Source organism: Mesorhizobium sp. W016, from assembly GCF_054719485.1.
Genome location: NZ_JBTTIF010000002.1, coordinates 2,663,452 through 2,685,656, shown reverse-complemented (window position 1 = coordinate 2,685,656; position 22,205 = coordinate 2,663,452). Strand labels below are relative to the sequence as shown.

Here is a 22,205-nt window from a genome sequence, read left to right as displayed (position 1 = left end):
CTATGCCTCGGCCTTCAGCTTGCCGGCCAGCACATCGGCGGGGCTCTGCCCGACCAGCTCGGTATAGCGATGCGGGTCTGTGGCGCCTTCGGTGTTGATCAGCAGCACGCGGGATTTGTCGTCGAGCCCGAGCGCGGCCTTGTGGTCGGCCACCGCCCGGATCAGCCCGGCCAGACCGACGCCGCCGCTTTCGCCGGCGACGATCACTGGATCATTGCCAGCCGGCCGTGCCAGCCGCCGCATCACCGCGACCGCCTCCTCCTCATCCACTGTCATGAAGGCATCGGCAACCCGCGCCAGAACGCGCCAGGCAACTTGCGAGGCCTCGTAGCATTCGAGCATCGCCATCACCGTCGGCTGATCGTGTGCGACCTTGACCACGTGGCCCGCCCGGGCGGCTGCGACAACGCAGGCGGCGCGGGCTGGCTCGACGACGATGAAGGTCGGCCTGGCGTCACCGAGCACGATGGCGAGATGGCCGGCCAGGGCGGCGGCAATGCCGCCGACACCGGCCTGCACGAAGACATGGGTCGGCGGCTGCGGCAACTGGCGCAAGGCTTCGCGCACGATCGCCGTATAGCCCTGCATGACCAGACCGGGGATGCGCTCGTAGCCCGGCCAGGAGGTGTCGGACACCACGGTCCAACCTTGCTCAGCTGAAACCTCGGCGGCCTGCCTGACCGAGTCGTCATAATTGCCGTCGACGCGGATCATCTCGGCGCCATAGCGGGCTATTGCTGCAATGCGCGCCTCGCTGACGCCGGCGTGAACGAAGATTGCCGCTTTCGCGCCAACCAACTGTGCACCTTGCGCGACCGAGCGGCCATGATTGCCGTCGGTGGCGCAGGCAACCGTCATGCCGGCAGCGACCGCCCGGACGTCGAACCGGTTGAGATCGGCCACGTCAACGGGCCGACCAAGCGATCGGCTCGCCTCCTCCAGCACCAGTCGAAAAACGGCATAGGCGCCGCCGAGCGCCTTGAAACTGCCGAGACCGAGGCGAAAGCCTTCATCCTTGATGTGGACGGCGCCGAGGCCGAGTTCGCCGGCCAGCGTCGGCAATGCATGCAACGGAGTTGCGAGGTGATTGTCGCGATGGGCAAGAAAGCGCTCGACCGTATCGGCACCGGCATTCCCCAGCGTTTCGGCATCGACCGGATCGAGCGGCCGGCGGTGCAAGGCATTGCTGTTGAGCAGGAACACGGGTGGCCTCCTTTGGGTGTGACGAAATCATATTGCAGCCGAGGCGCAAATAGCGCTGTTATTGGCGCTTCGAAATGCAAGTTTGTTTCGCCAGGATAGCGCTTTGCCTCGATCGCCTTCGCTCGACAGTTTCGACCTCGCCATCCTTGCCATCCTGCAGCGGAACAACACGACGCCGCAGCGGCTGATCGGCGAAGCCGTCAACCTGTCGGCGCCGGCGGTGCAGCGGCGCATCAAGCGCATGGAACAGTCCGGCGTCATTGCCGGCAACGTCGCTGTCATCAACCCCGTTGTGGTCGGCCAGCCCATCACCATTTTCGTCGAGGTCGAACTGGAGAGCGAACGCTCGGACCTGATCGACGCGGCCAAGCGGCAATTCTCGGCAGAGCCCGAAGTGCAGCAATGCTACTACGTCACCGGCGAGGCCGACTTCATCCTAGTCATCACCGCGGCCGACATGGGGGCCTATGAGGCCCTGACGCGCAGACTGTTCTTCGACAGCAAGAATGTCCGAAAATTCCGCACCTTCGTTGCCATGGACCGTGTCAAGGTGGGGCTGACGGTGCCTCTGCCGGGATAGCCAGTCTCTTTTACGCAATTCCGGACGGAAAACCGCTCACACTTTTCCTGGAATTGCTTTAGCCCGCCGGCCGCAGCCAGACCTTGTTGTCGTGAAAGGCAGCGCCGCCATAAGGTGCCGGCGCATCGGCGCCGGTGAGCACATTGATGCCTTCGCCACGCTCATGGGCGCTGTTTGGCCAGATGCCCTCGCCGATCACCACGCCGCGCTTGAGGCCTTCGAACAGCTTTGCGTGCAGCACCACCTCGCCACGCCGGTTGCCGACCTCGATACGGTCGCCGTCGCCCAATCCAAGCGCGGCGGCATCGTCCGGGTGCACCAGGAGTTCCGGCCGGCCTTCCTTGGCTCTCGACACAGGTGTCTCGGCGAATGTCGAATTGAGAAAGTTGCGCGCCGGCGATGTGGCGAGCCGGAACGGATGCTCCGCATCCGCGACCTCGATCAGGTCGACATGGTCGGGGAATTCCGGGAGCTCCGCCACCGGCCCGAACAGGCCCATGATTTTCGGCGGCCGGTTGGGCGCCGCCTGCCCGCTCCAATTGGCGCGGAAGTGAAATTTCTTGTCGGCATGGCCGAAACCATCGATGAAATGCGCCGCCTCGAAATCCGGCTGCAGGTCGACCCATTTGTCTTCCTTGAGGCTGGCGAAGGAGCCCAGCCCGCGCTTGCCGAGGATGATGTCGATATGCTGCTGCTCGGTCAGGCCAAAGCCCGGCCGGTCTGCGACGCCGAGACGCTGCGCCAATTGCTCGATGACGAAATGGTTGGTGCGCGGCCCTTCCGGCGGTTCGATCAGCTTGGGGCCGAGCGTGATGTGCTGGTTGCCACCGCCCTTGTAGACGTCGTCATGCTCGAGAAACATCGTTGCCGGCAAAACGACATCGGCGAGCTTTGCCGTGTCGGTCATGAACTGCTCGTGCACGCAGGTGAACAGGTCGTCACGCAGGAAACCCTGCTTCACCAGCCGCTGCTCGGGCGCGACATTCACCGGGTTGGTGTTCTGGATCAGCATCGCCGTCACCGACGGGCCACCGTAAAGCGCGTCCGCTGCACCGGTCAGCACCGGGCCGATACGCGACTGGTCGAGATGGCGAATATTGGGATCGCGCATCGCGGCGCCTTCCAGCACATCCTGGTTGAGCTTGAAGATGCCGGAATTGGAATGGAAGGCACCGCCACCCTCATATTGCCAGGCGCCGGTGACGGCGGCGATGCAGGATGCCGCGTGCATGTTGACCGAGCCATTGCGCTGGCGGGCAAAGCCATAGCCGAGGCGGAAATAGGTTTTCCTCGTCGTGCCGACGAGGCGTGCGAAAGCCTCGATCTCGGTGACGGCAAGACCGGTGATGGCGGAAGCCCATTCCGGCGTGCGCGTCTCCAGATGCGCTTCCAGCCCCTTCGGATCGTCGGTGTATCTTTCGAGATAGGCGCGGTCGGCCATGCCTTCCCTGAACAGCACATGCATGACCGCGCAGGCCAGCGCGCCATCGGTGCCGGGCTTCAGCACAAGGCCTATATCGGCCTGCTTCATCGTCGCGTTCTCGTAGACATCGATGACGACGATCCTGGCGCCACGCTCCTTCCGCGCCTTGATGGCGTGGGTCATGACATTGACCTGCGTGACCACGGCATTGGTGCCCCAGATCACCACGCAGTCGGACTTCGCCATCTCGCGCGGATCGGGACCACGCAAGGCGCCCGCTCCCATCATCCAGCCGGTCCAGGCCAGATTGGTGCAGATCGAGCCGAAGAAGCCGGAGTATTTTTTCGCATGGCGCAGCCGGTCGATGCCGTCGCGCTGCACCAGCCCCATCGTGCCGGCATAGAAATAAGGCCAGACGGTCTCGGAGCCGTATTTTTCCTCGGCCGCGATGAATTTCTCGGCGACGAGGTCGAGTGCCGCTTCCCAGCTGGATTCTTTCCAGATGCCGGCGCCCTTGGCGTCGGCGCGAACAAGCGGCTTCAGCAGCCGGTCGGGATGGTGGACACGGTCGGCATAGCGCGCGACCTTGGCGCAGACCACACCAGCCGTATACGTATTGGACTTGGCGCCATGGACACGGCCGATGCGGTTGCCATCGAGCAGTTCGACCTCGAGCGCGCAGGTCGAAGGGCAATCATGCGGACAGGCGGAGTGGCCGATTCTGACCTTGGCGTGCTGGTTCATGCGGCGTTTTTAGCGGGTTTCGCGGGCGGCGTGTAGGGCCAGATCTTACCCTCCCCTTGATGGGGAGGGTCGGCGCGCAGCGACGGGGTGGGGTGCGGCGCGGACCCCCACCCCGCTCCGCTTCGCGGATCGACCCTCCCCACAAGGGGGAGGGTAAATCACTCCGCCGTGCCTTCCTCGTACTCGGCCGACATGGTCAGCCACTTTTCCTCGTGGCCAGCCAACTGCTGTGCCAGCTGCGAGCGCTCCTTGGCGAGCCGGGTCGCGGTCGACGGATCCTTTTCGTACACCGCCGGATTGGCGAGTTCATCCTCGATCAGGTCGATGCGTTTGCGGATGCGGTCCATCAGCGCTTCGGTGGCGCGGATTTCCTTGGCCAGCGGCTCGAAGGCGGCGCGGCGCGCCGCGGCATCGCGGCGGCGATCGGCCTTTGATGCCTTCTCGGCCTCGCGCTTGCCGCGTCGATCGCCGGACACGCCGGTGACGAGCGTCTTGTAGTCCTCTAGGTCGCCGTCATACGGGTTGACCGCACCATCCTTGACCAGCCACAGGCGGTCGGCGGTCGCTTCCAGCAGATGCCGGTCATGCGAGATCAGGATGACGGCGCCGGGAAACTCGTTCAGCGCATGGATCAAGGACTCGCGGCTGTCGATGTCCAAATGGTTGGTCGGTTCGTCGAGGATGAACAGGTTTGGACCCTCGAAGGCCGACAGGCCCATGAGCAGGCGCGCCTTCTCGCCGCCGGACAGGTCCTTGGCGGCGGTGTTCATCTTTTCGGTGGTCAGACCGAACTGGGCGACGCGGCCGCGCACCTTGGATTCCGGCGCTTCCGGCATCAGCCGGCGGACATGCTCATAGGCGTTTTCATCCGGGCGTAGGTCGTCGAGTTGGTGCTGGGCGAAGATCGCCACTTTCAGGCCCGGCGCCACCGTCATGGTGCCGCTCTCCTGCTTCAACCGGCCCGACAGAAGCTTGGCGAAGGTCGACTTGCCGTTGCCGTTGGCGCCGAGCAGGGCGATGCGGTCGTCGGCATCGATGCGCAACGTCATCTTCTTGAGGATCGGCTGGCCCTCGGTGTAGCCGACATTGACGTTGTTCAAGGCAATGATCGGCGACGCCACCGTTTTCACCGGTTCGGGGAAAGAGAACGGCCGCACCGTGTCGTTCACGATCGCGGCAATCGGCTTCATCTTCTCCAGCGCCTTGATGCGCGACTGCGCCTGTCTCGCCTTCGAAGCCTTGGCGCGGAAGCGTTCGACGAAGGACTCCATGTGTTTGCGCGCGGCTTCCTGCTTGACGCGGCCCTTCTCCTGCAATTCCTTCTGCTCGGTGTACTGGCGCTCGAACTGGTCGTATCCGCCGCGCCAGAAGGTCAGCTTCTTCTGGTCGAGATGAACGATGGAATTGACGGCGCGGTTGAGCAGGTCGCGATCGTGCGAGATCAGAAGCACGGTGTGCGGATATTTCGACACGTAGTTTTCCAACCAAAGCGTGCCTTCGAGATCGAGATAGTTGGTCGGCTCGTCGAGCAGCAGAAGGTCGGGCTCGGCAAACAGCACCGCGGCGAGCGCCACACGCATGCGCCAGCCGCCGGAGAAGGACGAGGCCGGGCGGCGCTGCGCGGCGTCGTCGAAGCCAAGGCCGGCGAGGATGGTGGCCGCGCGGGATTCCGCCGAATGCGCATCGATATCCGCCAGCCGCATATGGATGTCGGCAATGCGGTGCGCGTCGGTGGCGGTCTTTTCCTCCTCGAGCAATGCGGTGCGCTCGAGATCGGCCTTGAGCACGATCTCGATCAGCGGCTCCTCGGTGCCGGGCGCTTCCTGCGCCACCTGGCCGATGCGGGTGTTCTTGGGCAGGCTTATCGAGCCGGTCTCGGAGGGAAAGTCGCCGGTGATGGCCTTGAACAGCGTCGTCTTGCCGGTGCCGTTGCGGCCGACGAGGCCGGCCTTTGTGCCGGCCGGCAAGGTCAGCGAGGCATGATCGAGAAGCAAGCGTCCGGCCATGCGGAGCGAAAGATCGTTGATGATAAGCATGCCGGGGCTTTTGCACGGGAGGGCGGCGCTTCGCAAGGGCCTGGGCGCCGGCGGGGGCATAAGGCATGAAAACGGCGCGCCTTAAGCGCGCCGTCCATTGCAAACAGCAGACCGACTTTTCAGAGGCTGCCTGGTTCAGGCTTTGGGTTTGCGCTTCGTCACCTTGGCCGCGGCGGCCGGAACGGCCGGCTTGCGGCCGAGGCCCGAGGACTTGGCCAGTGCCGAACGGGTCGCGGAGTAGTTCGGCGCCACCATCGGATAGTCCGACGGCAAGCCCCATTTGCCACGATATTCCTCCGGGCTGAGACCATGGTCGGTCATCAAGTGGCGCTTCAGCGACTTGAATTTCTTGCCATCTTCCAGACAGACGATGTGGTCGGGAAACACCGACCGCTTCGGATTGACAGCCGGGTTCAGCGCGGGGCTTTCCACGGCGGCAATGCTGCCCAGCTTGCGCACCGATGCGCTGACGCTGGCAATCAGATCCGGCAGGCCAGACGCAGGGAGAGGATTGTTGCCGACATAGGCCGAGACGATGTCAGCAGTCAGTTCAATAGCGGTCTTGCTGTCGATGGTGTGCAATTCTGTTTCTCCCGCCGGTCATGAAGTTGCCGGCTTTTTTTAAGACTTCTCTTGATGTATCGACCTAGCTGCACCCCCCAACGGGTCGCTAAAGTCTCAATAAACGATCAAGAATCGGAACAGGAGGATGTTTCCACAACAGGTTGCAACGTTGCAAATTAGAAAATCTAATACTTGGAAACGGCCGACTTCGCGCCAGCAGATTTCAACTGCACGAACGCCGCAGGTTTAGAGTCGGCCAGTATGTCCAGAATGCGCTTCCAGCGGGCGCACCGGCCGAAATCTTTTTGCTCTATCGCCTTTTCGGCCTTCATGGCGGCGTAGAGCGGCGCCTCGGCGCCGAACTCCTTGAGCAGCCAGAATGCTTCCTGTCTGGCGAGGCGTTCATCGTCGTCAAGCATGTTCAGCCTCCGAGCGTTCTATGCCCACCGCAATACAGCTGCCGATGACGAGGACCGCACCGGCTATCGCGGTCAGCGTCAGCCTTTCGCCCGAAAGTGTCAGCAGCAGCGTCGATGCGATCGGGGTCAGATAGGCGATGACCGCAACCTTGCCGCCGCCTTCAAGCTTCAAGGCGCGCGACCAGAAATAATATCCCAGCCCCATCGGACCGGCACCGAGATAGAGGCCAAGCAGGAGGTGCTCACTGGATGGCCAGGCTGCGCCGTCGTGAATACACCACAGTAAGGTCAGGCCGACGCCGACCAACGCCGAAGGCAAAAGCAAACGCTCCGACGGTGTGGCCAGGCGGGCGACCGCAATCGAATAGAAGGCCATGCACAGCGCCGAGCCGAAGGCAGCGAGATAGCCTACGATGCTGCCCTGGAGAAAAGGCTGGCCGCGACCACCCGAGATCACCAGCGCCACGCCGACAAAGCCAAGCACGGCAGTCAAACCCAGCAGCGCGGGGCGTTGCCGCTTGCCCAGCACGATGACCGCCGCCGCGACCATCAGCGGCCAGGTGTAGGCGACGAGATTGGCCTCGATCACCGGCATGGACGCAAAGGCGATGTATTGCAGCACCATAGTGCCGACCAGGCCAATAAAGCCGACCGCGACCGGCGCCAGGGTGCCGTCAGCACCCTTGGAAAAGGCTGCGTCTTGCAGGCCCCTCTTCCGGCTCGCCAGATGGATGACGGCGAACACCAGAGCCGCTCCACAAAATTGCAGCAACTGCACCAGCGACACCGGATGGCTGGCCAGCAGCGATTTGCCGACCAGCGCGTTGGTCGACCACAGGGCGACCGCGCCGGCGGCGAAGACCAGGGCCGATGGCGAGCCCGATCCATCCCGGAATCGCCGAGACGGTGCCTTGTCATTATCGCCGACCATGATGTTACCGACGGCCAAACCGGCGTCCACTTCTATGCTCTGGCTACCAGGATTCCCTTGACCCGCCCGGGACCGGCGCATCGGCCGCCGCCGTAACCGGACGGTCTTCCTCGAAGCGGCGATAGGCCGGCAGCTGGTTCGTCCAGACGTCTTCGGCGAGCTCGTTGACCCATTCGCGATCTTGATCATTGTCGGCTGCGAGATAGAACATGCGATTGTCGTCGACATAAGGCTTGGCCACCGAGCGCTGGTTGAGGACCAGCGTGACGCGCGAGCCGAGCTGGATCGGCGCGGTGCGGTGCAGGACGCCGAGAAACTGGCCGAGCGTGGCGTAGTTCATCTTGTGGTCGATGCGCATGACCTGGTTGCGCGGAATCTCGCGGCCGGATTCAAGGATGGCGCGGCCGGTCTCGGAATCGTCGCAGTAGATTTCGAGATGGCCGCCGACCAGCGGATTGCTGATCGACAGCGGAATGAGTTCGGTGACCGGGACACCGTCGCAATGCCAATCGACGGCGCCGTCCTTGGGATTCATGAAAGTGACGGTCGAGCCGACGATCGACAGCGGATAGGGCTCGAGCTTGGTGCCCATCATGTCGGACAGACGTTCCAGGCGCAGCTTGTCATGCAGCAACTCCTTGATCTCCGGGATAAAACGGTCGGCGCCGGTGATGAAGGTAAGGTCGAGGTGCTTGTGCACGGCGTGGCTGGCCTTGAGCTTCAACGCCGCCTCTTCGATCGCCGCCAGCAGCGCCGGGTCGTAGCCATGCAGATACTGCGCAACGCCGAAACCCGACACTTTCCAGGCCGTCTCATGGCCGATAATGGCTTCTCGGCTCATCGCGTAGCGCAGTTCAGGTATGGTATGGGCGTTCATTCTACTTCTCCAGGATGGGGGCATCACTTGGTAAACTGTCGATTAATTTCCCCACCCCTGTAAAATTAGGAATGCTGGTGCTAGTGTAAGCCCAGCTTAAGGTCGAAACGCGTGCGTCTGCTCAGTCAGGTCAACCTCAATTCGCTGAAGATTGTCGAAAGTGCCGCCCGGCACCGTAACTTCACGCGCGCGGGCGAAGAGCAGTTTATTACTGCTTCCGCCGTCAGCCAGCGCGTCAAAAGCCTCGAGGAACAGCTGCGCTTCAAGATCTTCCAGCGCGGCGGCAATGCGGTGTCGCTGACACCCGAAGGCGAGACCTATGTGTCGCGCGTTCGCGAGGCGCTGGAGCGCATCGTGGCGGCCAGCATGGAGGCGACCGGACAGTCGCAGGCGCATGTGCTGAAGATTTCGGTGCTGCCGACGTTCGCGGCGCGCTGGCTGTTTGCCCGCCTGCCGCTGTTCCAGCGGCAATATCCCGAAATCGAAATGCGGGTCTCGACCTCCTACGCCACCAATGAGTTCGCCACCTCCGAGTTCGACCTCGAGATCCGCTATGGCGACGGCAGCTTTCCCGACCTCAAGGCGGACCTACTGTTCAAGGAGGATTTGACGCCGGTGTGCAGCAGGAAGCTGTTCCACGAGGTTCTCGGCGACAGGCCGCCGTCAAAGGTGACGCCCGACGACCTCAGGCATTTCACGCTGCTGCATTCCGACACCTGCACGCAGAACTGGCAGTCGTGGCTGGGTTTTGCCGGCGCGAGTTCCGTGCTCGGCGAGACCAAGAGCATCTATTTCGATTCCTGCATGATGTCCTATGAGGCGGCCAATGCCGGCATGGGCTTTGCAGTCGCCAACCGCGCCTATATGGCGAGCGAGATCCGCGCAGAGCGGCTGGTGGCGCCGTTTGCCGTGCATCACCCCAACACCGCCGGCTGGTATTTCGTCTGCCCGGTCACCGCGCCCTACACGCGCAAGGTGGAATTGTTCAAGCAGTGGATCATGGCCGAGGCGGCGCTGACGCAGTGCCAGCTGGACGCCGGGATTGCCGGCGGCCCGGTGCTGCGCAAGGCCATTGCCTGAGGTCGGATTCTTTCCGCGGCCTTGCGGGATTTGCGGCCGTTTCAGCTGGTTTTGCGCAGACGGCACGAGCAGAACCGGCACGAAAACTGCCACCTCATGACGCAGGCGAGAGACTCAGCTATCTTCGGTTGTTGCGGCGGACCTGATATCCGCCTGGCCGGCGCTATCAGCTCACCTCCCAAGCGGCGCCGGCCTTCTTCTCCCGAAGGCTACCTTCAGCCTTGTCGTCCCGCTAAAACGATCATTGCGCCGGCTGATCGCCGCTGGCCGCCGGCTTTGGCGCCGAATCCGTCTGCGGGGTTTGATCGAGCACCGGGGCTTTGGTTGGCTGGATGTCGCCGTCGCAGGCGGCGAGCGCCAAGCTGGCGGCCAACAGAATCAGAAGCCTCTTCATGGCGACCTCCTAGGTCTGCCCTCTCCTTCGTAAGGCAACGAGGTGGTTCTTCGTAAGGCAACGAGGTGGTTCGGCTTTGGTTGCACGCTCGCAAACGACGCCGCGTCGGCTGGAACCAAACGGCGGCTCTGAGGTTGGTTGCCCAAAGGAGATCGCGCCATGATCCGTCTGCTCATTACCGGCCTTTTCGCTTACGCGACCTATCGCATCGCCAAGGAGATCATCAAGGACGTGCCTGACAATTTCGATCCGTTGCCGGTGCCTGGCGACGAACGCGCCGCCTTGCGGCGCCAGTCGGCGGCAACGGGTGTCGCGCCACGGCGGTAAGGGCGACTTCCGCCCGTTGCGAACAAAGCGGAAACGATGCTTGATAGGCGATGACCATCGCCATCAATGATTCGTCCTTGCAGCCCGCCTATCTGACGAAGCTCAACGCCGAGCAGCGGCTCGCCGTCGAACATGGCGACGGCCAGATCGCCGGGCCGCTGCTGGTGATCGCCGGCGCCGGCTCCGGCAAGACCAACACGCTCGCCCACCGGGTTGCGCATCTGATCGTCAAGGGGGCTGATCCCAGACGCATTCTGCTTATGACATTCTCGCGCCGCGCCGCCACCGAAATGGCCAGGCGGGTCGAACGCATCGCCGGCGAGGTGCTGGGCCGAGACGCGTCCGTCATCGCCGATGCGCTGGCCTGGGCCGGCACGTTTCACGGCATCGGCGCCAGGCTGCTGCGTGACTATGCGCTGACGATCGGCCTCGACCCCGCCTTTACCATCCATGACCGCGAGGATTCCGCCGACCTGATGAATCTTGCCCGGCATGAGCTTGGATTCTCGAAGACCGAAAGCCGGTTTCCGACCAAGGGCACCTGCCTGGCGATCTATTCGCGCGCCGTCAACGCGCAGGCGCCGCTTGGCGAGGTGCTGGGTTCGGCCTTTCCCTGGTGCTCGGGGTGGGCAGAACAGCTGAAAGAGCTGTTCGCCGGATATGTCGAGGCCAAGCAGGCGCAGAACGTGCTCGATTACGACGACCTCCTGCTCTACTGGGCGCAGATGGCCGCCGAGCCGGAGATCGCGGCGCATCTGGGCTCGCGCTTCGACCATGTGCTGGTCGACGAATACCAGGACACCAACCGGCTGCAGGCCTCGATCCTTTCGGCGCTGAAGCCGGACGGCGCCGGACTGACAGTGGTGGGCGACGACGCGCAGTCGATCTATTCGTTTCGCGCCGCCGAAGTGCGCAACATCCTCGATTTCCCGCAACAATTCGCGCGAGCCGCCGATGTCATCATGCTGGAGCGCAACTACCGCTCGACCGAGACCATTTTGGCGGCAGCCAATGCGGTCATCTCGGAGGCATCGGAGCGCTTCACCAAGAACCTCTGGTCGCAGCGCAAATCCTCGCAAAGGCCGAAACTGGTCAGCGTGCGCGACGAGGCGGAGCAGGCGAACTATGTCTGCCAGGCCATCCTGGCCGAGCGCGAGGCCGGCACGGTGCTGAAATCGCAGGCGGTGTTGTTTCGCGCCTCGCACCACAGCGGCCCGCTGGAGATCGAATTGACGCGCCGCAACATCCCCTTCGTCAAGTTCGGCGGGCTGAAATTCCTCGACGCCGCCCATGTAAAGGATGTGCTTTCGGTGCTGCGTTTTGCCGAGAACCCGCGCGACCGCGTCGCCGGCTTCCGCGTGCTGCAGCTGCTGCCCGGCATCGGCCCTTCGGCGGCGAGCACCATCGTCGAGACCATGGCGACATCGCTCGACGAGGAAATGGGGCTGGCCCGCTACCGGCCGCCGCAACGCGCGGCTGAGGACTGGCCAGCCTTCGTTGCGCTTTATTCCGGCCTGCGCGCGCGGTCGGGGAAATGGCCGGCCGATCTCGAACAGGTCAGGCTGTGGTACGAGCCGCATCTCGAGCGCATGCACGATGATGCGACGACGCGGCGGGCCGACCTCATGCAGCTCGAGCAGATCGGTTCCGGCTATGCTTCGCGCGAGCGCTTCCTGACCGAGCTTACGCTGGATCCACCGGATGCGACCAGCGACCAGGCCGGACCGCCGCACCGCGACGAGGACTATCTGATCCTGTCGACCATCCATTCGGCCAAGGGCCAGGAATGGAAGAACGTCTTCGTGCTCAACACCGTCGATGGCTGCATCCCGGCCGATCTCGGCGTCGGCACCAAGGAAGACATCGAGGAGGAGCGCCGGCTGCTTTACGTCGCGATGACGCGGGCCAAGGACGGCCTGCATCTGGTGACGCCGCAGCGCTTCTTCACTCACGGCCAGGCAGCGCGCGGCGACCGCCACGTCTATGCCTCGCGAACCCGTTTCATCCCGGCCTCGATCCTCGGCGCCTTCGAGCAGACCTCTTGGGCGAGCGTCCACGCCAAGGACGATCCGCGCCACAGACCTGAGGTCCGCGTCGACCTCGGCGCCCGCATGCGCGGCATGTGGAAATAGCCGCAACCGCGAATGCCGGCAGGGAGCGACCTCAAGAGCAAATCGTCCTGTCATGGCATCTCTCAGGGAACCTCGGGCCGTCAGCCGCGTTTTCTGGCGTCCAACCCGCGATCGGAGAGCGGCGACCGCCGCCCTTCCGCCCATCCAGAGAGGCCAGAATGCACGACGCGATGTTCTTCACCCCGGTTGCCGTTAGCGTTGGCGCCGGCCACAAACGCATGCTCGCCTCGCTGTTCGACATGCATGATTTCCTGACCGAATTTCCGCCGTCACGCCGGCGCCTGAGCTATGGCGCGGCCGTGAGGGCTTGCGAGGCGGCGCGCGCCGGAGAAATCTCGACCGAGGCCGCACGCGATGCCCTGATCACCTTTGCGGTCACGGCAGGCATCCTCTGGCCCGCGGTCCAGCCGGCCGTCTCGGTCAAGCCGGTCGCACACGGTTATGGCGGCTACGCCGTCTGAGACGGCCGGGACCAGGCCTGCCCAGCAAAAAAGATCACTCGGACTTGCCGGCAGACGTCGGCGAGGCCTCTGCCAGCGTTGCCGGCGGGGCGGTCTGTTCGGTGTTGCCGACAAAGAGTTGATTGCCGACAAAGGGATAGGCAAGCTGCCGATGATAGAGCGGGGGAACCGGGTCATCGGTGCCGTATTTCTGCGGCATCCTCGGGCATGAACAATGTGCCTCCCAGCATGTCGAGCAAAGGCAGCTGCCCGGCGAAATTCTTGTCCCAGGCTTCGCGCTCATTGGCATGATGCCAGTGATGAAATCGCGGTGACGCGGTCGGACCGTTGAAATGGCTGCTGGCGATCTTGATGATGATGCCGTTGAACAAGAGGTAGACGACGTCGTTCAGCCAATGGCCGCGCGCCGACGATCGCTCCGCATGCAGCGGCAACAGCCGCTCCAGCGGAATGAAATAAGCGCGATGACCAGCACCGCCTTGAGGTCTACGAGATTGGACACCCTGCCCTCGTTGTGGCCGAAGATCAGCTCGCCAGAGATTAACGCCAATTGCTGACGGCGGCTGGCCACGGATTGCTGCCATTTGCCGGCACGGGCCGAATGTCTGGCCAAATCAGGTCTCAGGTTTGGCGAACCGCCAGTCCATCCGACAGCGCAGGGGCAGGCAGCGGCACGACGGCGACTGGAGTGCTTGCCGCCATCGGCCCGGATCGCGTCGGCCCTTTGAACAGGTTTCGAGAAGGACATGCCATCGCGCCTCGTCCCCCACTCCGCATGCCTACCTCTAGGAAAAACGATATTTTCCGCCAAACAAATTGAATTTCGCGGTTGTTCGTGTTCTTTCGCCTAGGATCTACATTGCCAGACATAAACGACAAAATGTAACTTTTCACAGTGGAAGCCAATTTATGTGCAAATTTCTGCGATTTGAAAGCTGAGATCGGCATTCTGTTAAAAGTATAAGATAAAACATGAAGACAAGCTTCGAATTCATGTTGTGAAATTGAGCTCTCATGGCTACCCTGCCATCACAGCACGAGGAACGTCACGATATTTTTTCTAGATCCTCATGTCATAGACCGGTATAGAAAAACAATATCGGCGCGCAGATGGGTGGACACTTGGCGAATACACGCGATGTATTATCACGCACGACAAGTAACCGATGGAATAGCGCCAATATCGGCGCCCTGTTCGCTGCGGTAAGACAACTCGGCATCCAGCAGTTTTTTGACTTCCGCAAGGAACCTGTCGCCGACAAAGACAGTTCACCACCTGCCAGAATTCCGGTCGCCGGAATCCCTATAGCCGGGCAGCCAGATTTAAGAGAAAATACGCCTCAGCATCCCAAGCTTATGTGCGGACTCGACGTTCCGTCGAGCCGCTCGTTTCACGTCGGCAAGGGGCTTGCTTTGTATCTGCAGGGTTGGGCTTTCTGTCCCGGCAATCCGATCAGGCGGCTCTATGTCCTGGACGGAACCAGGCAGCATGAAATCAAAAACCATTCCTGGGCTCGGCCCGATGTCGTGCACTACTTCCATCCCGCACAGGATCCGACCGGCGGCAGCCTGTTTTCCGAATTTATCACGATATTGCCGATCGAGGAGATTGCCGAGCCGGAGAGCCGCGAACTGCGACTGCTCGCCGAGCTTAAATCGGGAGAGATCATCGAGCAGTCGCTTGCTGTCTTCGAGTTCCAGCCTGGGGCCAACCGTCGTCCGCTGAAGGTGAAGTGGCCTGCCAAAGGGGCCAAGGTTGCCATCTGCATGGCGGCTTACAATCCGCCGCTTGAGCTTCTGAAACGGCAAATCGGATCGATTCGGGAGCAAAACCATAGGAACTGGATCTGCATCATCACCGACGACAGTTCCAGCGCAGCCTCCCGCAACGACATTCTGGACCTGATCGAAAACGACAGCCGGTTCGTCTATGTCAAAAACAAGGAGCGCAAAGGCTTCTACAACAATTTCGAGGAATGCCTTTCGCTGGTGCCCCTCAACGCCGAGTTCGTCGCACTGGCGGATCAGGACGACTATTGGCACGCCGACAAACTGACGAAGCTCACACATGCTTTGCCGGCAAGCAAGAAACTTGCATTCAGCGATTGCCGTATCGTGACCGGCCGCGAGGTTATCTCCGACACATATTGGACCGACCGCAAAAACGAATATGCGGATTTTCTTTCGCTGTTCCTTGCCAATAGCGTGACCGGCGCCGCGAGCCTTTTTCGTAGCGACATCCTAGACCGTATCCTGCCGTTTCCGCAGCGGCTGATGGACGCCTACCACGACCAATGGATCGCGCTTGCCGCCGAGGTTGCCGGCGGCATTTCCTATATTGAGGAGCCTCTGTACGATTACCATCAGCACGGCGCTAACGTTATCGGGCAGGTGATCAAGCGCTACCGCGGGGTCTCCTATTCAATAGGAGCTATCCTGAAAGGCGCAAAAAACAAGCGCGCCCTGCTCGACGCAGGCAGGACCTTGCTGCAGCAAGCACGCGTGGATTTTTCGGGGGCGCTGGAAAAGGCAGTATTCGCCGAAACACTTCGGCTGCGAAATCCTGGAATGTCGAGGACCCTGAAGAAGACGGCCGACCGAATCCCGCGTTTGACGACCGGTATCTTCGAACCGATACGTCTGAAAATTTCAAGGATATTGCGGCGTCATTCGACATTGAACGTCGAGGGCCTGCTGATGAACGCCGCCTTGGGGGCCAGAGCAAGAAATCTCGCCTATCGATTAAAGAAAACCAAATACTTGCGATATGTCCGCAAGATCAAGACAGGGTCCGAAGCTCTGCCGATGGCCGTCGCCGCCGGCGGGATAGTGAGCATCGAAGATATGGAGAACAACTGGATTTTTCGTAATATCCAGCCATTGACGTTGCACGTATCGCGTCGCGAGCCAAAGCGCGTCAACATCCTTCTGGCCACGATCGACTTCAAATACATTTTCGGCGGCTATATCGGCATGTTCAGCCTGGCGCTTCGCTTGCGTCGGGAAGGTTTTCTCGTCCGGATCGTGACTATGGAACGTACGGAGTTGGACATGACGCTCGCCCGCGAGCGCATCAAGGGCTATCCAGGCATCGAGCGACTGTTCGACGACATCGAAATCGAGCATCGGCATGACCGCAAAGAGGAATTGTTCGTCAGTCCCGACGATCGCTTCATCGCTACCAATGGTTGGGGGGCTCATGTCGCGCACCGCGCCAGCCGAGAATTGGGACAGGACCGTTTCATGTTCATGGTCCAGGAATATGAACCCTATTTCCTGCCCATGAACACAATCGCCGCGCTATTCCAACAGTCTTATCGTTTCCCGCAGTTTCAGCTTTTTTCGACGCCCTTGCTGCGCGACTTTTTCAAGCTGAACAAGATCGGCATCTTCTCGCATCCCGGTGCGGATAAGAACCATGCCGTTTTCCGCAACGCCATTCAGAAATTCAAGCCATCACTAGACGATATGCGCCGCCACGAACGGCGTATTCTTTTCTATGCTCGCCCGGAGGCGCATGCCGCGCGCAACATGTTCGAACTCGGTATGATGGCGCTTGCGGAACTCGCTCGCTCCCCTGATTTCGACGCCAGCAAGTGGAAATTCTGCGGAATGGGCTCGATCGGCGGCGCCAGCAAGATCAGGCTGACGCCCGATGTGGTCATGGAAATGATGCCAAAGACCGACCTGCAGACATATACTCAACGTCTGCCGCATCACGACGTTGGCCTGTCGCTGATGCTGACGCCCCATCCCAGCCTGGTGCCGCTGGAAATGGCCTCGGCCGGGATGTGGACCGTGACCAACACGTTCGAAAACAAGACGGCGGAGAGCCTGCGGGATATCTCGACCAATCTGATCCCGGTGGAACCGACGCTCGAGGCCGTGGTCGCCGGGCTCAAGGACGCCATCTCGCGCGCCGATCAATACGGCAAGCGGCTGCAGGGCTCGCGCTTCAATTGGCCGACCGATTGGGACGATGCGTTCTCGCCGGGGGCGATGAAGAAGATCGTGGACTTCCTTTCTGATCGGCCAGCCCTTTCCGTCGCCACCCACTCGCCTCTGAACGCACTGCAGACTGCTCGCGCCAAGAGCAGGATTGTGTCGACCGGCCGCCACCCCACTGCTGTCTTGCACCACTCGAGGAAACAGCTCAGGGAACCCTGATCACCCATTCATCCTGCAAGCCCCACCATCCGGCGGGTTTGAACGATACGATGCGCGCATTTGTGGCATCGTAGATGGCCTTGATGACATAGGGTGGCAACACGACAGTGGAGCCATAGATCGATGGGTCGAGATCTTTCTGATCCGACCCATCCAGATAGCCATATTGCTGACCATTGTTGATGGCTTCGGCAAGCTGCGGAACGACGCTCGCCGCATGCGCACCGTGGGTGGAAAACATCAGATAACCGCTGGGCTTGAGCGCTGCGCAAACCGAGGACAGCCAGCGCTGGAACAGGCCGTCCGGAAGGTGCGACCATAGCGAAATTGCGAAGATGAAATCGTATCTTTCGTCAGGCTTCCAATGCTCGGGAACGCTGGCCGATGGAATCGCCGAGACACCCAATACATCGGTACAAAAGGACACCGCTTCAGGATGTATGTCGCAGGCGACGAAATTCAGGTCTTTCAAATGGCGCGTCACGCGACCATAGCCGCTTGCGAACTCCAGCACCCTGGCATCCCGAGGCAAGCCCAACGATGCCATGAGTTCGCGCACCTGTTGCGCGTTGGCGGCTCCGTTCTCGAAATAGTGCTTCAGCGCCTCGAATAATTTCATCTCCTCGCCCGTGGACAACCGCGCGACGAGATGGCCGAAAATGTGATCGTACTCATGAATTTCGGGACTGACCGAATATCTGTCAGCCCATACCTTGGCCAGGGCTCGCAGAAAGTCGCTTGTTTCAAAAGCTTGAGACGAGTGGACCGGTGTATGGTCGGATTTCTTCACTAGCCCCATCGTAGAACCCTTCCATCTGCTTTTGATCCAACGCAACACGAGAGAAACTCACTAGGCAGGTTTTTGCACGACGTACTGATCTTGATATTTCCACCAAACGCCGGCCTCATAGGATACCAAGCGTGCGCCCGGCATTCTGCCGACCTGGACGCCGACATAGTGTGGATGAACGGTCGAACTGCCGTAGTCCTGTATGTCCAGGTCTATCTGTTCCGATCCGGCCTCGAAAGCGATGCCATCGGGGCCAGGCGTCGGTATTTGCGGGTTGATAAGGCGAGCGGATTCGCCGATTGTCGTGAAGATCAGATAACCGGCTGGCGCCACCAGCGCGTAGAGTGCGGACAGCCATCTACCAAAAGTGCGATCCGGGAGATGGGAAAAAAGCGAAATCACCGCGACGACGTTAAATTGTCCCGGGATTTTTAGCTGATCGGGATCCTTTGACGACACATAGGCCGGGCATCCACAATGTCTGCTGACGAACTCCACCGCTTCGGGGTGGATATCACTTACCGTCAACTCGCATAATTTTTGGAGGTGGCGGGTGAGCCGTCCATAGCCGGCAGCAAACTCAAGAACCCTCAGATTGTCCATATCGATGCCGAGGTTCTCGATTGTCTGCATCAGTTGTTTTGCATCAGCCATTCCGCCTTGGAAATAAAACTGCAAGCCTGTTTCGGCGCTCGACTTCAGGAAGTGCCCCAACATGTGATCTTCGGGGTGAAGTGCTGGGCTTACACCATAGATTGCCGCGAATTTTTTCGCCGCAGGTTCAAATTCTTCGACAGCTATGGTTCCCACGACGCTCTCCTTTGCATCTCTTTCACAGGCATTTGCTGGACCAGTGCCTGCTTGTCTTGACGGCCGCCGGCGTCCTCGGCAAGCGGCTCTCACGGTCCCCGGCAGACCTTGGTTGAGCCAGTTACACGCCAGCGTTTAGTCTCCGAAAGCCATCCCACCCTCGAACTGAATCATTGGGCCGCTGCGCCAGCCGAGGACCAGCCGAACTGTACACCAGTCATCATTGTTTGCTGCCCGTAATCCCCGGGATCGACACGAATAGTGCGGCCGGCCACGTACTTGGGAAGAACCAGCGCGATCTCATGGTCACCAGGCTGAAGATAGAGTTGAACCGAGCGGCCGGCCGCGAAAGGTTCATCTTCATTTCCGTGTGGTGGAAAAAAAATCTCGAATACATCCGGTTTCGTCAGCGTCAATTTCAGGCGAACGCAAGGCGCTCCCTGGCCGCTGCCCAGGACGGGCACGGTAGTAGCCATTTGAGGATCAGGCCCTGTGGCGAGATAACCACCGCCATTTACAACTATAGTTTGAAGTTTTGGCTCGGTGGGAGCAGGACCAAAATCCTTGCATTCCTTGGCAGCCAGTTCCTCGCGTGCGACCAACGCCAAGCCAAGCGGGCTGTACCATGTAAAGGGGCCGGTCAACGCGGAATCAACGACCGCTCGCTCAACGCGGCTGACGATCAGCCGATCGCTGGCAATCACGTCGTTCATGATCTCTTTTTGATCGGCGTCATAAACGTATTGGACAGCGTTTCGGAATGGGTAGGTCAACCCCAAGACCTTGTTGTAAAAGGAATCGTGCAGGATGACAGTCGATTGCGCCTGATCGAACTGCCTGACTGAGGATACCGCTACTACTTCTGCCGGGATGTCGATTTCGCTTTCAGGATAGCCATTGCCGACCAGCAGCATGGTCGTCTCTAGATCCGCCGGAGCCTGAACCATCTTTCCCGTTAATGCGGGCGGCGGAATGGTCTTTGCGTCCGGAAAAATAGCACGGAGCAATTGGCGAAAAGCAATTGCGCCGCCAAAGTTTGTCCAGTGAGTATCAGCCTTGCCATACAGAATGTGTGGAGTTGAATTCCTTTTTGCCTTCAGCAGCGGATCAAGATGGTCGATGATACGAGGCGCCTTGGCCCTGATCGTAGATCGCAAAAGGTCGGCGCTCTGCTGCTTGCAGCCCCAGAACTTTTCAAAATGAGAATCGAGGAATTCTGGGTAGAGCGTGGATTTGTCGGGCGCGATCGTAAAATACATATCGATTCCGGAAGCTCCAGCGACATCGAGCATGGCGCCTATCCGGGACACTGCCATTTCCACGTCATATTTCTTTTGACATTGCCCTTCGAACCAGTCGCCCTTCCAGTAGAGCCAGCCGTCTTTTCCGCTAGCTATGTAGTCGCGGTCGTATTGGTGAACGATCTTCAGCAAAACGGTATTTCGAATGGAAATGGCTGATTCCTTCAGCTGGGAGCGCTCAAGAAGAGCGGTGGCCAGTTGATCGAGTACGCCGCCTGAGCTTGCAGTAAGCGTTTGTACAGGAGGGAAAGCGGTAAAATCTTTGTGGCCATAAGGTTCAACGGCGCCGCGAACAGCCAGCACCAACAGCGGCGACGCGATGATGACCACGAAGGCTGCGGTGACTATTGCGCTGCATATTTTTCTGGCTGTTTTCATCAGAATTGGAAATACAGGAACGGAGTGTAGCCACCGCTCAGCGCCAACACCTGACATACCATCAGGGCAACAACCGTGTAGCAGGCGCCGGCGACATACAGCTTATCGCCTCTGGTCTCGCTTGTCAGCAACTGGCCGAACGAAAGCCGGCCGGGCAAAACGTAAATTGCCGCACCGGCCACAAGGGCGATCAGGCTGGTCGTGGCTATCGGCGCAGCCGCATCGAGGCTGAATGCACCAGCGGCGACGGGCGAAGCCATCGCCTTCCACAAAGACATTGCCTGTTCAAGCGACGTCGCGCGGAACAGCGGCCAGCTCAGCGTCACGACCGGCAGGAAATAGGCATATCGCAGCCACCCCTTCTCCAGCACTTTCGGCCAGGTGCCGGTGGCCACGCGCTCGACCAGGATGAAAAGCCCGTGGAACATACCCCAGCAGAAAAACGTCCAGGAGGCGCCATGCCAGAGGCCGGTTACCGCGAAGACGATCAACAGGTTTCGATAGGTCGCGATCCTGCCATGCCGGCTTCCCCCCAGCGGGATGTAGAGATAGTCGCGAAACCAGCTTGAAAGCGAGATGTGCCAGCGTCGCCAGAATTCGGTGATCGAACGGCTGGCGTAGGGTCTCTCAAAATTTTCCGCAAAGCGGATGCCGAACATGCGGGCAAGCCCGATGGCCATGTCGGAATAGCCGGAGAAGTCGAAATACAACTGGATGCCGTAGGTCGCGGCCGCCAGCCATGCCGTGGCAAAACCTATGGTGTCGTGGGGTGCGGCGAAAATGGCATCGGGGATCGGCGCAATACCATCGGCTATGATCACCTTTTTCATGAGGCCGTGAGCGAAGCGGGTGGCCCCGGTGGAGAAGTTCTCGAGAGATATTCTCGGCGCTCGAAAATCATCCACGACGTCCCGGAACCGCACAATCGGGCCGGCAATCAGGTGCGGAAAAAATGTGAAGTACGTACTGAAGAGCACGACATTGCGCTCTGCAGGAATGTCACGACGGTAGACGTCGATCAGGTAAGACAATGCCTGAAAGGTAAAAAAGGATATGCCGATCGGGAGGATTATGCCGGCGAATGTCGCCGACAGATTGCTGCCTGAAGTGAGGTCAACGTTCACCGCTATGAAATCGAGATATTTGAAGAACACGAGAATGCCGACCAGCAGCACGATTGCCGCCCCGACAACTGCATTTCTCAATCTCGCGCTTTTGCAAAGGTCGACAGCCAGCGCGCCGAAATAGGCGATGACTACATCCGCGATGAGTATGATTACATACGACCCTGACGACCAATAGTAGAATGCCAAGCTCAGAACGAGCAGGCTTGGCCGAAAGGCAGAGGGCTTGGCAAAAAGAGCTATGGCAAGTGCGATAGGCAGGAAGAAGAAAAGAAAATTACTTGCCGAAAATACCATCCTGCCTCCAACCACGCCCACGCTCGGTGACCACCTCAGCTCTAAGAGCCAAGTTTGCCACCCAAGACCTCACCATCTATATCGAATATAGCGCGCAAGGATCGGCCAAAATACAAAAACATGTCCCAACGGCGAAAATATCGACAAAATGTATGAGCATTCGGCAA

At 60.4% G+C, this 22,205-nt stretch carries 20 protein-coding genes; 6 read left to right on the top strand and 14 right to left on the bottom strand.

Annotated elements, in window-relative coordinates; genetic code table 11:
* Positions 1-1,203, bottom strand: a complete 1,203-nt coding sequence (locus ACYG9V_RS13345) for a diaminopropionate ammonia-lyase (protein ID WP_352764299.1) — start codon at positions 1,201-1,203, stop codon at positions 1-3.
* Positions 1,204-1,306: 103 nt separating this feature from the next.
* Here ACYG9V_RS13345 and ACYG9V_RS13340 point away from each other — a divergent pair, with 103 nt between their 5' ends.
* Positions 1,307-1,783 carry an Lrp/AsnC family transcriptional regulator gene (locus ACYG9V_RS13340; protein WP_352764298.1) on the top strand — a complete coding sequence of 159 codons (477 nt, stop codon included), beginning with the start codon at positions 1,307-1,309 and terminating at the stop codon, positions 1,781-1,783.
* A 58-nt stretch (positions 1,784-1,841) separates the two neighbouring features.
* Here the strand turns inward: ACYG9V_RS13340 and ACYG9V_RS13335 are convergent, their stop codons facing one another.
* The 6 genes from ACYG9V_RS13335 to ACYG9V_RS13310 form a co-directional block, all read right to left on the bottom strand.
* The gene (locus tag ACYG9V_RS13335) at positions 1,842-3,950 is read right to left on the bottom strand and encodes a molybdopterin-containing oxidoreductase family protein (RefSeq protein WP_352764297.1); all 2,109 of its coding nucleotides are present in this window, start codon (positions 3,948-3,950) and stop codon (positions 1,842-1,844) included.
* A gap of 158 nt (positions 3,951-4,108) precedes the next feature.
* The gene (locus ACYG9V_RS13330) at positions 4,109-5,986 is read right to left on the bottom strand and encodes an ABC-F family ATP-binding cassette domain-containing protein (RefSeq protein ID WP_023705325.1); all 1,878 of its coding nucleotides are present in this window, start codon (positions 5,984-5,986) and stop codon (positions 4,109-4,111) included.
* 135 nt (positions 5,987-6,121) lie between these two features.
* On the bottom strand, positions 6,122-6,568 hold the full coding sequence (locus ACYG9V_RS13325; protein ID WP_023670270.1) for a Ros/MucR family transcriptional regulator: 447 nt from the start codon (positions 6,566-6,568) through the stop codon (positions 6,122-6,124).
* Between the two features lie 167 nt (positions 6,569-6,735).
* The gene (locus ACYG9V_RS13320; RefSeq protein ID WP_352765482.1) at positions 6,736-6,969 is read right to left on the bottom strand and encodes a hypothetical protein; all 234 of its coding nucleotides are present in this window, start codon (positions 6,967-6,969) and stop codon (positions 6,736-6,738) included.
* On the bottom strand, positions 6,962-7,900 hold the full coding sequence (locus ACYG9V_RS13315; protein ID WP_460221955.1) for a DMT family transporter: 939 nt from the start codon (positions 7,898-7,900) through the stop codon (positions 6,962-6,964). The genes ACYG9V_RS13320 and ACYG9V_RS13315 overlap by 8 nt, the downstream gene beginning before the upstream one ends.
* Positions 7,901-7,943: 43 nt before the next feature.
* Complete coding sequence (locus ACYG9V_RS13310) at positions 7,944-8,777, bottom strand: hypothetical protein (RefSeq protein ID WP_352765484.1); 834 nt, start codon at positions 8,775-8,777, stop codon at positions 7,944-7,946.
* 111 nt (positions 8,778-8,888) lie between these two features.
* On the opposite strand from ACYG9V_RS13310, the gene ACYG9V_RS13305 reads away from it, so the two are divergent.
* Complete coding sequence (locus tag ACYG9V_RS13305) at positions 8,889-9,857, top strand: LysR substrate-binding domain-containing protein (protein WP_023670266.1); 969 nt, start codon at positions 8,889-8,891, stop codon at positions 9,855-9,857.
* A gap of 241 nt (positions 9,858-10,098) precedes the next feature.
* On the opposite strand, the gene ACYG9V_RS13300 is transcribed toward ACYG9V_RS13305, so the two are convergent.
* Positions 10,099-10,251, bottom strand: coding sequence for a hypothetical protein (locus ACYG9V_RS13300; protein ID WP_023693936.1), 153 nt, complete (start codon positions 10,249-10,251; stop codon positions 10,099-10,101).
* 159 nt (positions 10,252-10,410) lie between these two features.
* Between ACYG9V_RS13300 and ACYG9V_RS13295 the strand changes: the two genes are divergently transcribed.
* From ACYG9V_RS13295 to ACYG9V_RS13285, 3 genes are all read left to right on the top strand, one after another.
* Positions 10,411-10,578: a hypothetical protein gene (locus ACYG9V_RS13295; protein ID WP_023684745.1), complete on the top strand. Its 168-nt coding sequence runs from the start codon at positions 10,411-10,413 to the stop codon at positions 10,576-10,578.
* Between the two features lie 50 nt (positions 10,579-10,628).
* Positions 10,629-12,710, top strand: a complete 2,082-nt coding sequence (locus ACYG9V_RS13290; RefSeq protein WP_352668507.1) for an ATP-dependent helicase — start codon at positions 10,629-10,631, stop codon at positions 12,708-12,710.
* A 158-nt stretch (positions 12,711-12,868) separates the two neighbouring features.
* Positions 12,869-13,171, top strand: a complete 303-nt coding sequence (locus tag ACYG9V_RS13285; protein WP_023684743.1) for a DUF982 domain-containing protein — start codon at positions 12,869-12,871, stop codon at positions 13,169-13,171.
* Positions 13,172-13,205: 34 nt separating this feature from the next.
* Here ACYG9V_RS13285 and ACYG9V_RS13280 read toward each other — a convergent pair whose 3' ends face one another.
* Positions 13,206-13,370: a hypothetical protein gene (locus ACYG9V_RS13280; RefSeq protein ID WP_352765486.1), complete on the bottom strand. Its 165-nt coding sequence runs from the start codon at positions 13,368-13,370 to the stop codon at positions 13,206-13,208.
* Positions 13,345-13,755 carry a sterol desaturase family protein gene (locus ACYG9V_RS13275; protein ID WP_352765488.1) on the bottom strand — a complete coding sequence of 137 codons (411 nt, stop codon included), beginning with the start codon at positions 13,753-13,755 and terminating at the stop codon, positions 13,345-13,347. Before ACYG9V_RS13275 ends, ACYG9V_RS13280 begins: the two co-directional genes overlap by 26 nt.
* A 538-nt stretch (positions 13,756-14,293) precedes the next feature.
* Here ACYG9V_RS13275 and ACYG9V_RS13270 point away from each other — a divergent pair.
* On the top strand, positions 14,294-17,338 hold the full coding sequence (locus tag ACYG9V_RS13270; protein ID WP_352765489.1) for a rhamnosyltransferase WsaF family glycosyltransferase: 3,045 nt from the start codon (positions 14,294-14,296) through the stop codon (positions 17,336-17,338).
* Here ACYG9V_RS13270 and ACYG9V_RS13265 read toward each other — a convergent pair.
* The 4 genes from ACYG9V_RS13265 to ACYG9V_RS13250 form a co-directional block, all read right to left on the bottom strand.
* Positions 17,325-18,128 (bottom strand): class I SAM-dependent methyltransferase, encoded by an 804-nt coding sequence (locus ACYG9V_RS13265; protein ID WP_352765491.1) that lies wholly within the window; start codon positions 18,126-18,128, stop codon positions 17,325-17,327. The genes ACYG9V_RS13270 and ACYG9V_RS13265 overlap by 14 nt on opposite strands.
* 60 nt (positions 18,129-18,188) lie before the next feature.
* The gene (locus ACYG9V_RS13260) at positions 18,189-18,938 is read right to left on the bottom strand and encodes a class I SAM-dependent methyltransferase (RefSeq protein WP_352765493.1); all 750 of its coding nucleotides are present in this window, start codon (positions 18,936-18,938) and stop codon (positions 18,189-18,191) included.
* 170 nt (positions 18,939-19,108) lie between these two features.
* Positions 19,109-20,617: an alginate O-acetyltransferase AlgX-related protein gene (locus tag ACYG9V_RS13255; RefSeq protein WP_352765494.1), complete on the bottom strand. Its 1,509-nt coding sequence runs from the start codon at positions 20,615-20,617 to the stop codon at positions 19,109-19,111.
* Positions 20,617-22,038, bottom strand: coding sequence for an MBOAT family O-acyltransferase (locus ACYG9V_RS13250; RefSeq protein WP_352765495.1), 1,422 nt, complete (start codon positions 22,036-22,038; stop codon positions 20,617-20,619). Before ACYG9V_RS13250 ends, ACYG9V_RS13255 begins: the two co-directional genes overlap by 1 nt.
* Positions 22,039-22,205: the final 167 nt, after the last annotated feature.

What these genes read in the sequence shown, in the direction of transcription:
- ACYG9V_RS13290 (WP_352668507.1), top strand. Translation starts at nt 10,629, where the DNA reads ATGACCATCGCCATCAATGATTCGTCCTTGCAGCCCGCCTATCTGACG.
- ACYG9V_RS13285 (WP_023684743.1), top strand. Translation starts at nt 12,869, where the DNA reads ATGCACGACGCGATGTTCTTCACCCCGGTTGCCGTTAGCGTTGGCGCC.
- ACYG9V_RS13250 (WP_352765495.1), bottom strand. Translation starts at nt 22,038, where the DNA reads ATGGTATTTTCGGCAAGTAATTTTCTTTTCTTCTTCCTGCCTATCGCA.
- ACYG9V_RS13320 (WP_352765482.1), bottom strand. Translation starts at nt 6,969, where the DNA reads ATGCTTGACGACGATGAACGCCTCGCCAGACAGGAAGCATTCTGGCTG.
- ACYG9V_RS13255 (WP_352765494.1), bottom strand. Translation starts at nt 20,617, where the DNA reads ATGAAAACAGCCAGAAAAATATGCAGCGCAATAGTCACCGCAGCCTTC.
- ACYG9V_RS13330 (WP_023705325.1), bottom strand. Translation starts at nt 5,986, where the DNA reads ATGCTTATCATCAACGATCTTTCGCTCCGCATGGCCGGACGCTTGCTT.
- ACYG9V_RS13300 (WP_023693936.1), bottom strand. Translation starts at nt 10,251, where the DNA reads ATGAAGAGGCTTCTGATTCTGTTGGCCGCCAGCTTGGCGCTCGCCGCC.
- ACYG9V_RS13310 (WP_352765484.1), bottom strand. Translation starts at nt 8,777, where the DNA reads ATGAACGCCCATACCATACCTGAACTGCGCTACGCGATGAGCCGAGAA.
- ACYG9V_RS13295 (WP_023684745.1), top strand. Translation starts at nt 10,411, where the DNA reads ATGATCCGTCTGCTCATTACCGGCCTTTTCGCTTACGCGACCTATCGC.
- ACYG9V_RS13315 (WP_460221955.1), bottom strand. Translation starts at nt 7,900, where the DNA reads ATGGTCGGCGATAATGACAAGGCACCGTCTCGGCGATTCCGGGATGGA.
- ACYG9V_RS13335 (WP_352764297.1), bottom strand. Translation starts at nt 3,950, where the DNA reads ATGAACCAGCACGCCAAGGTCAGAATCGGCCACTCCGCCTGTCCGCAT.
- ACYG9V_RS13275 (WP_352765488.1), bottom strand. Translation starts at nt 13,755, where the DNA reads ATGGCAGCAATCCGTGGCCAGCCGCCGTCAGCAATTGGCGTTAATCTC.
- ACYG9V_RS13280 (WP_352765486.1), bottom strand. Translation starts at nt 13,370, where the DNA reads ATGCCGCAGAAATACGGCACCGATGACCCGGTTCCCCCGCTCTATCAT.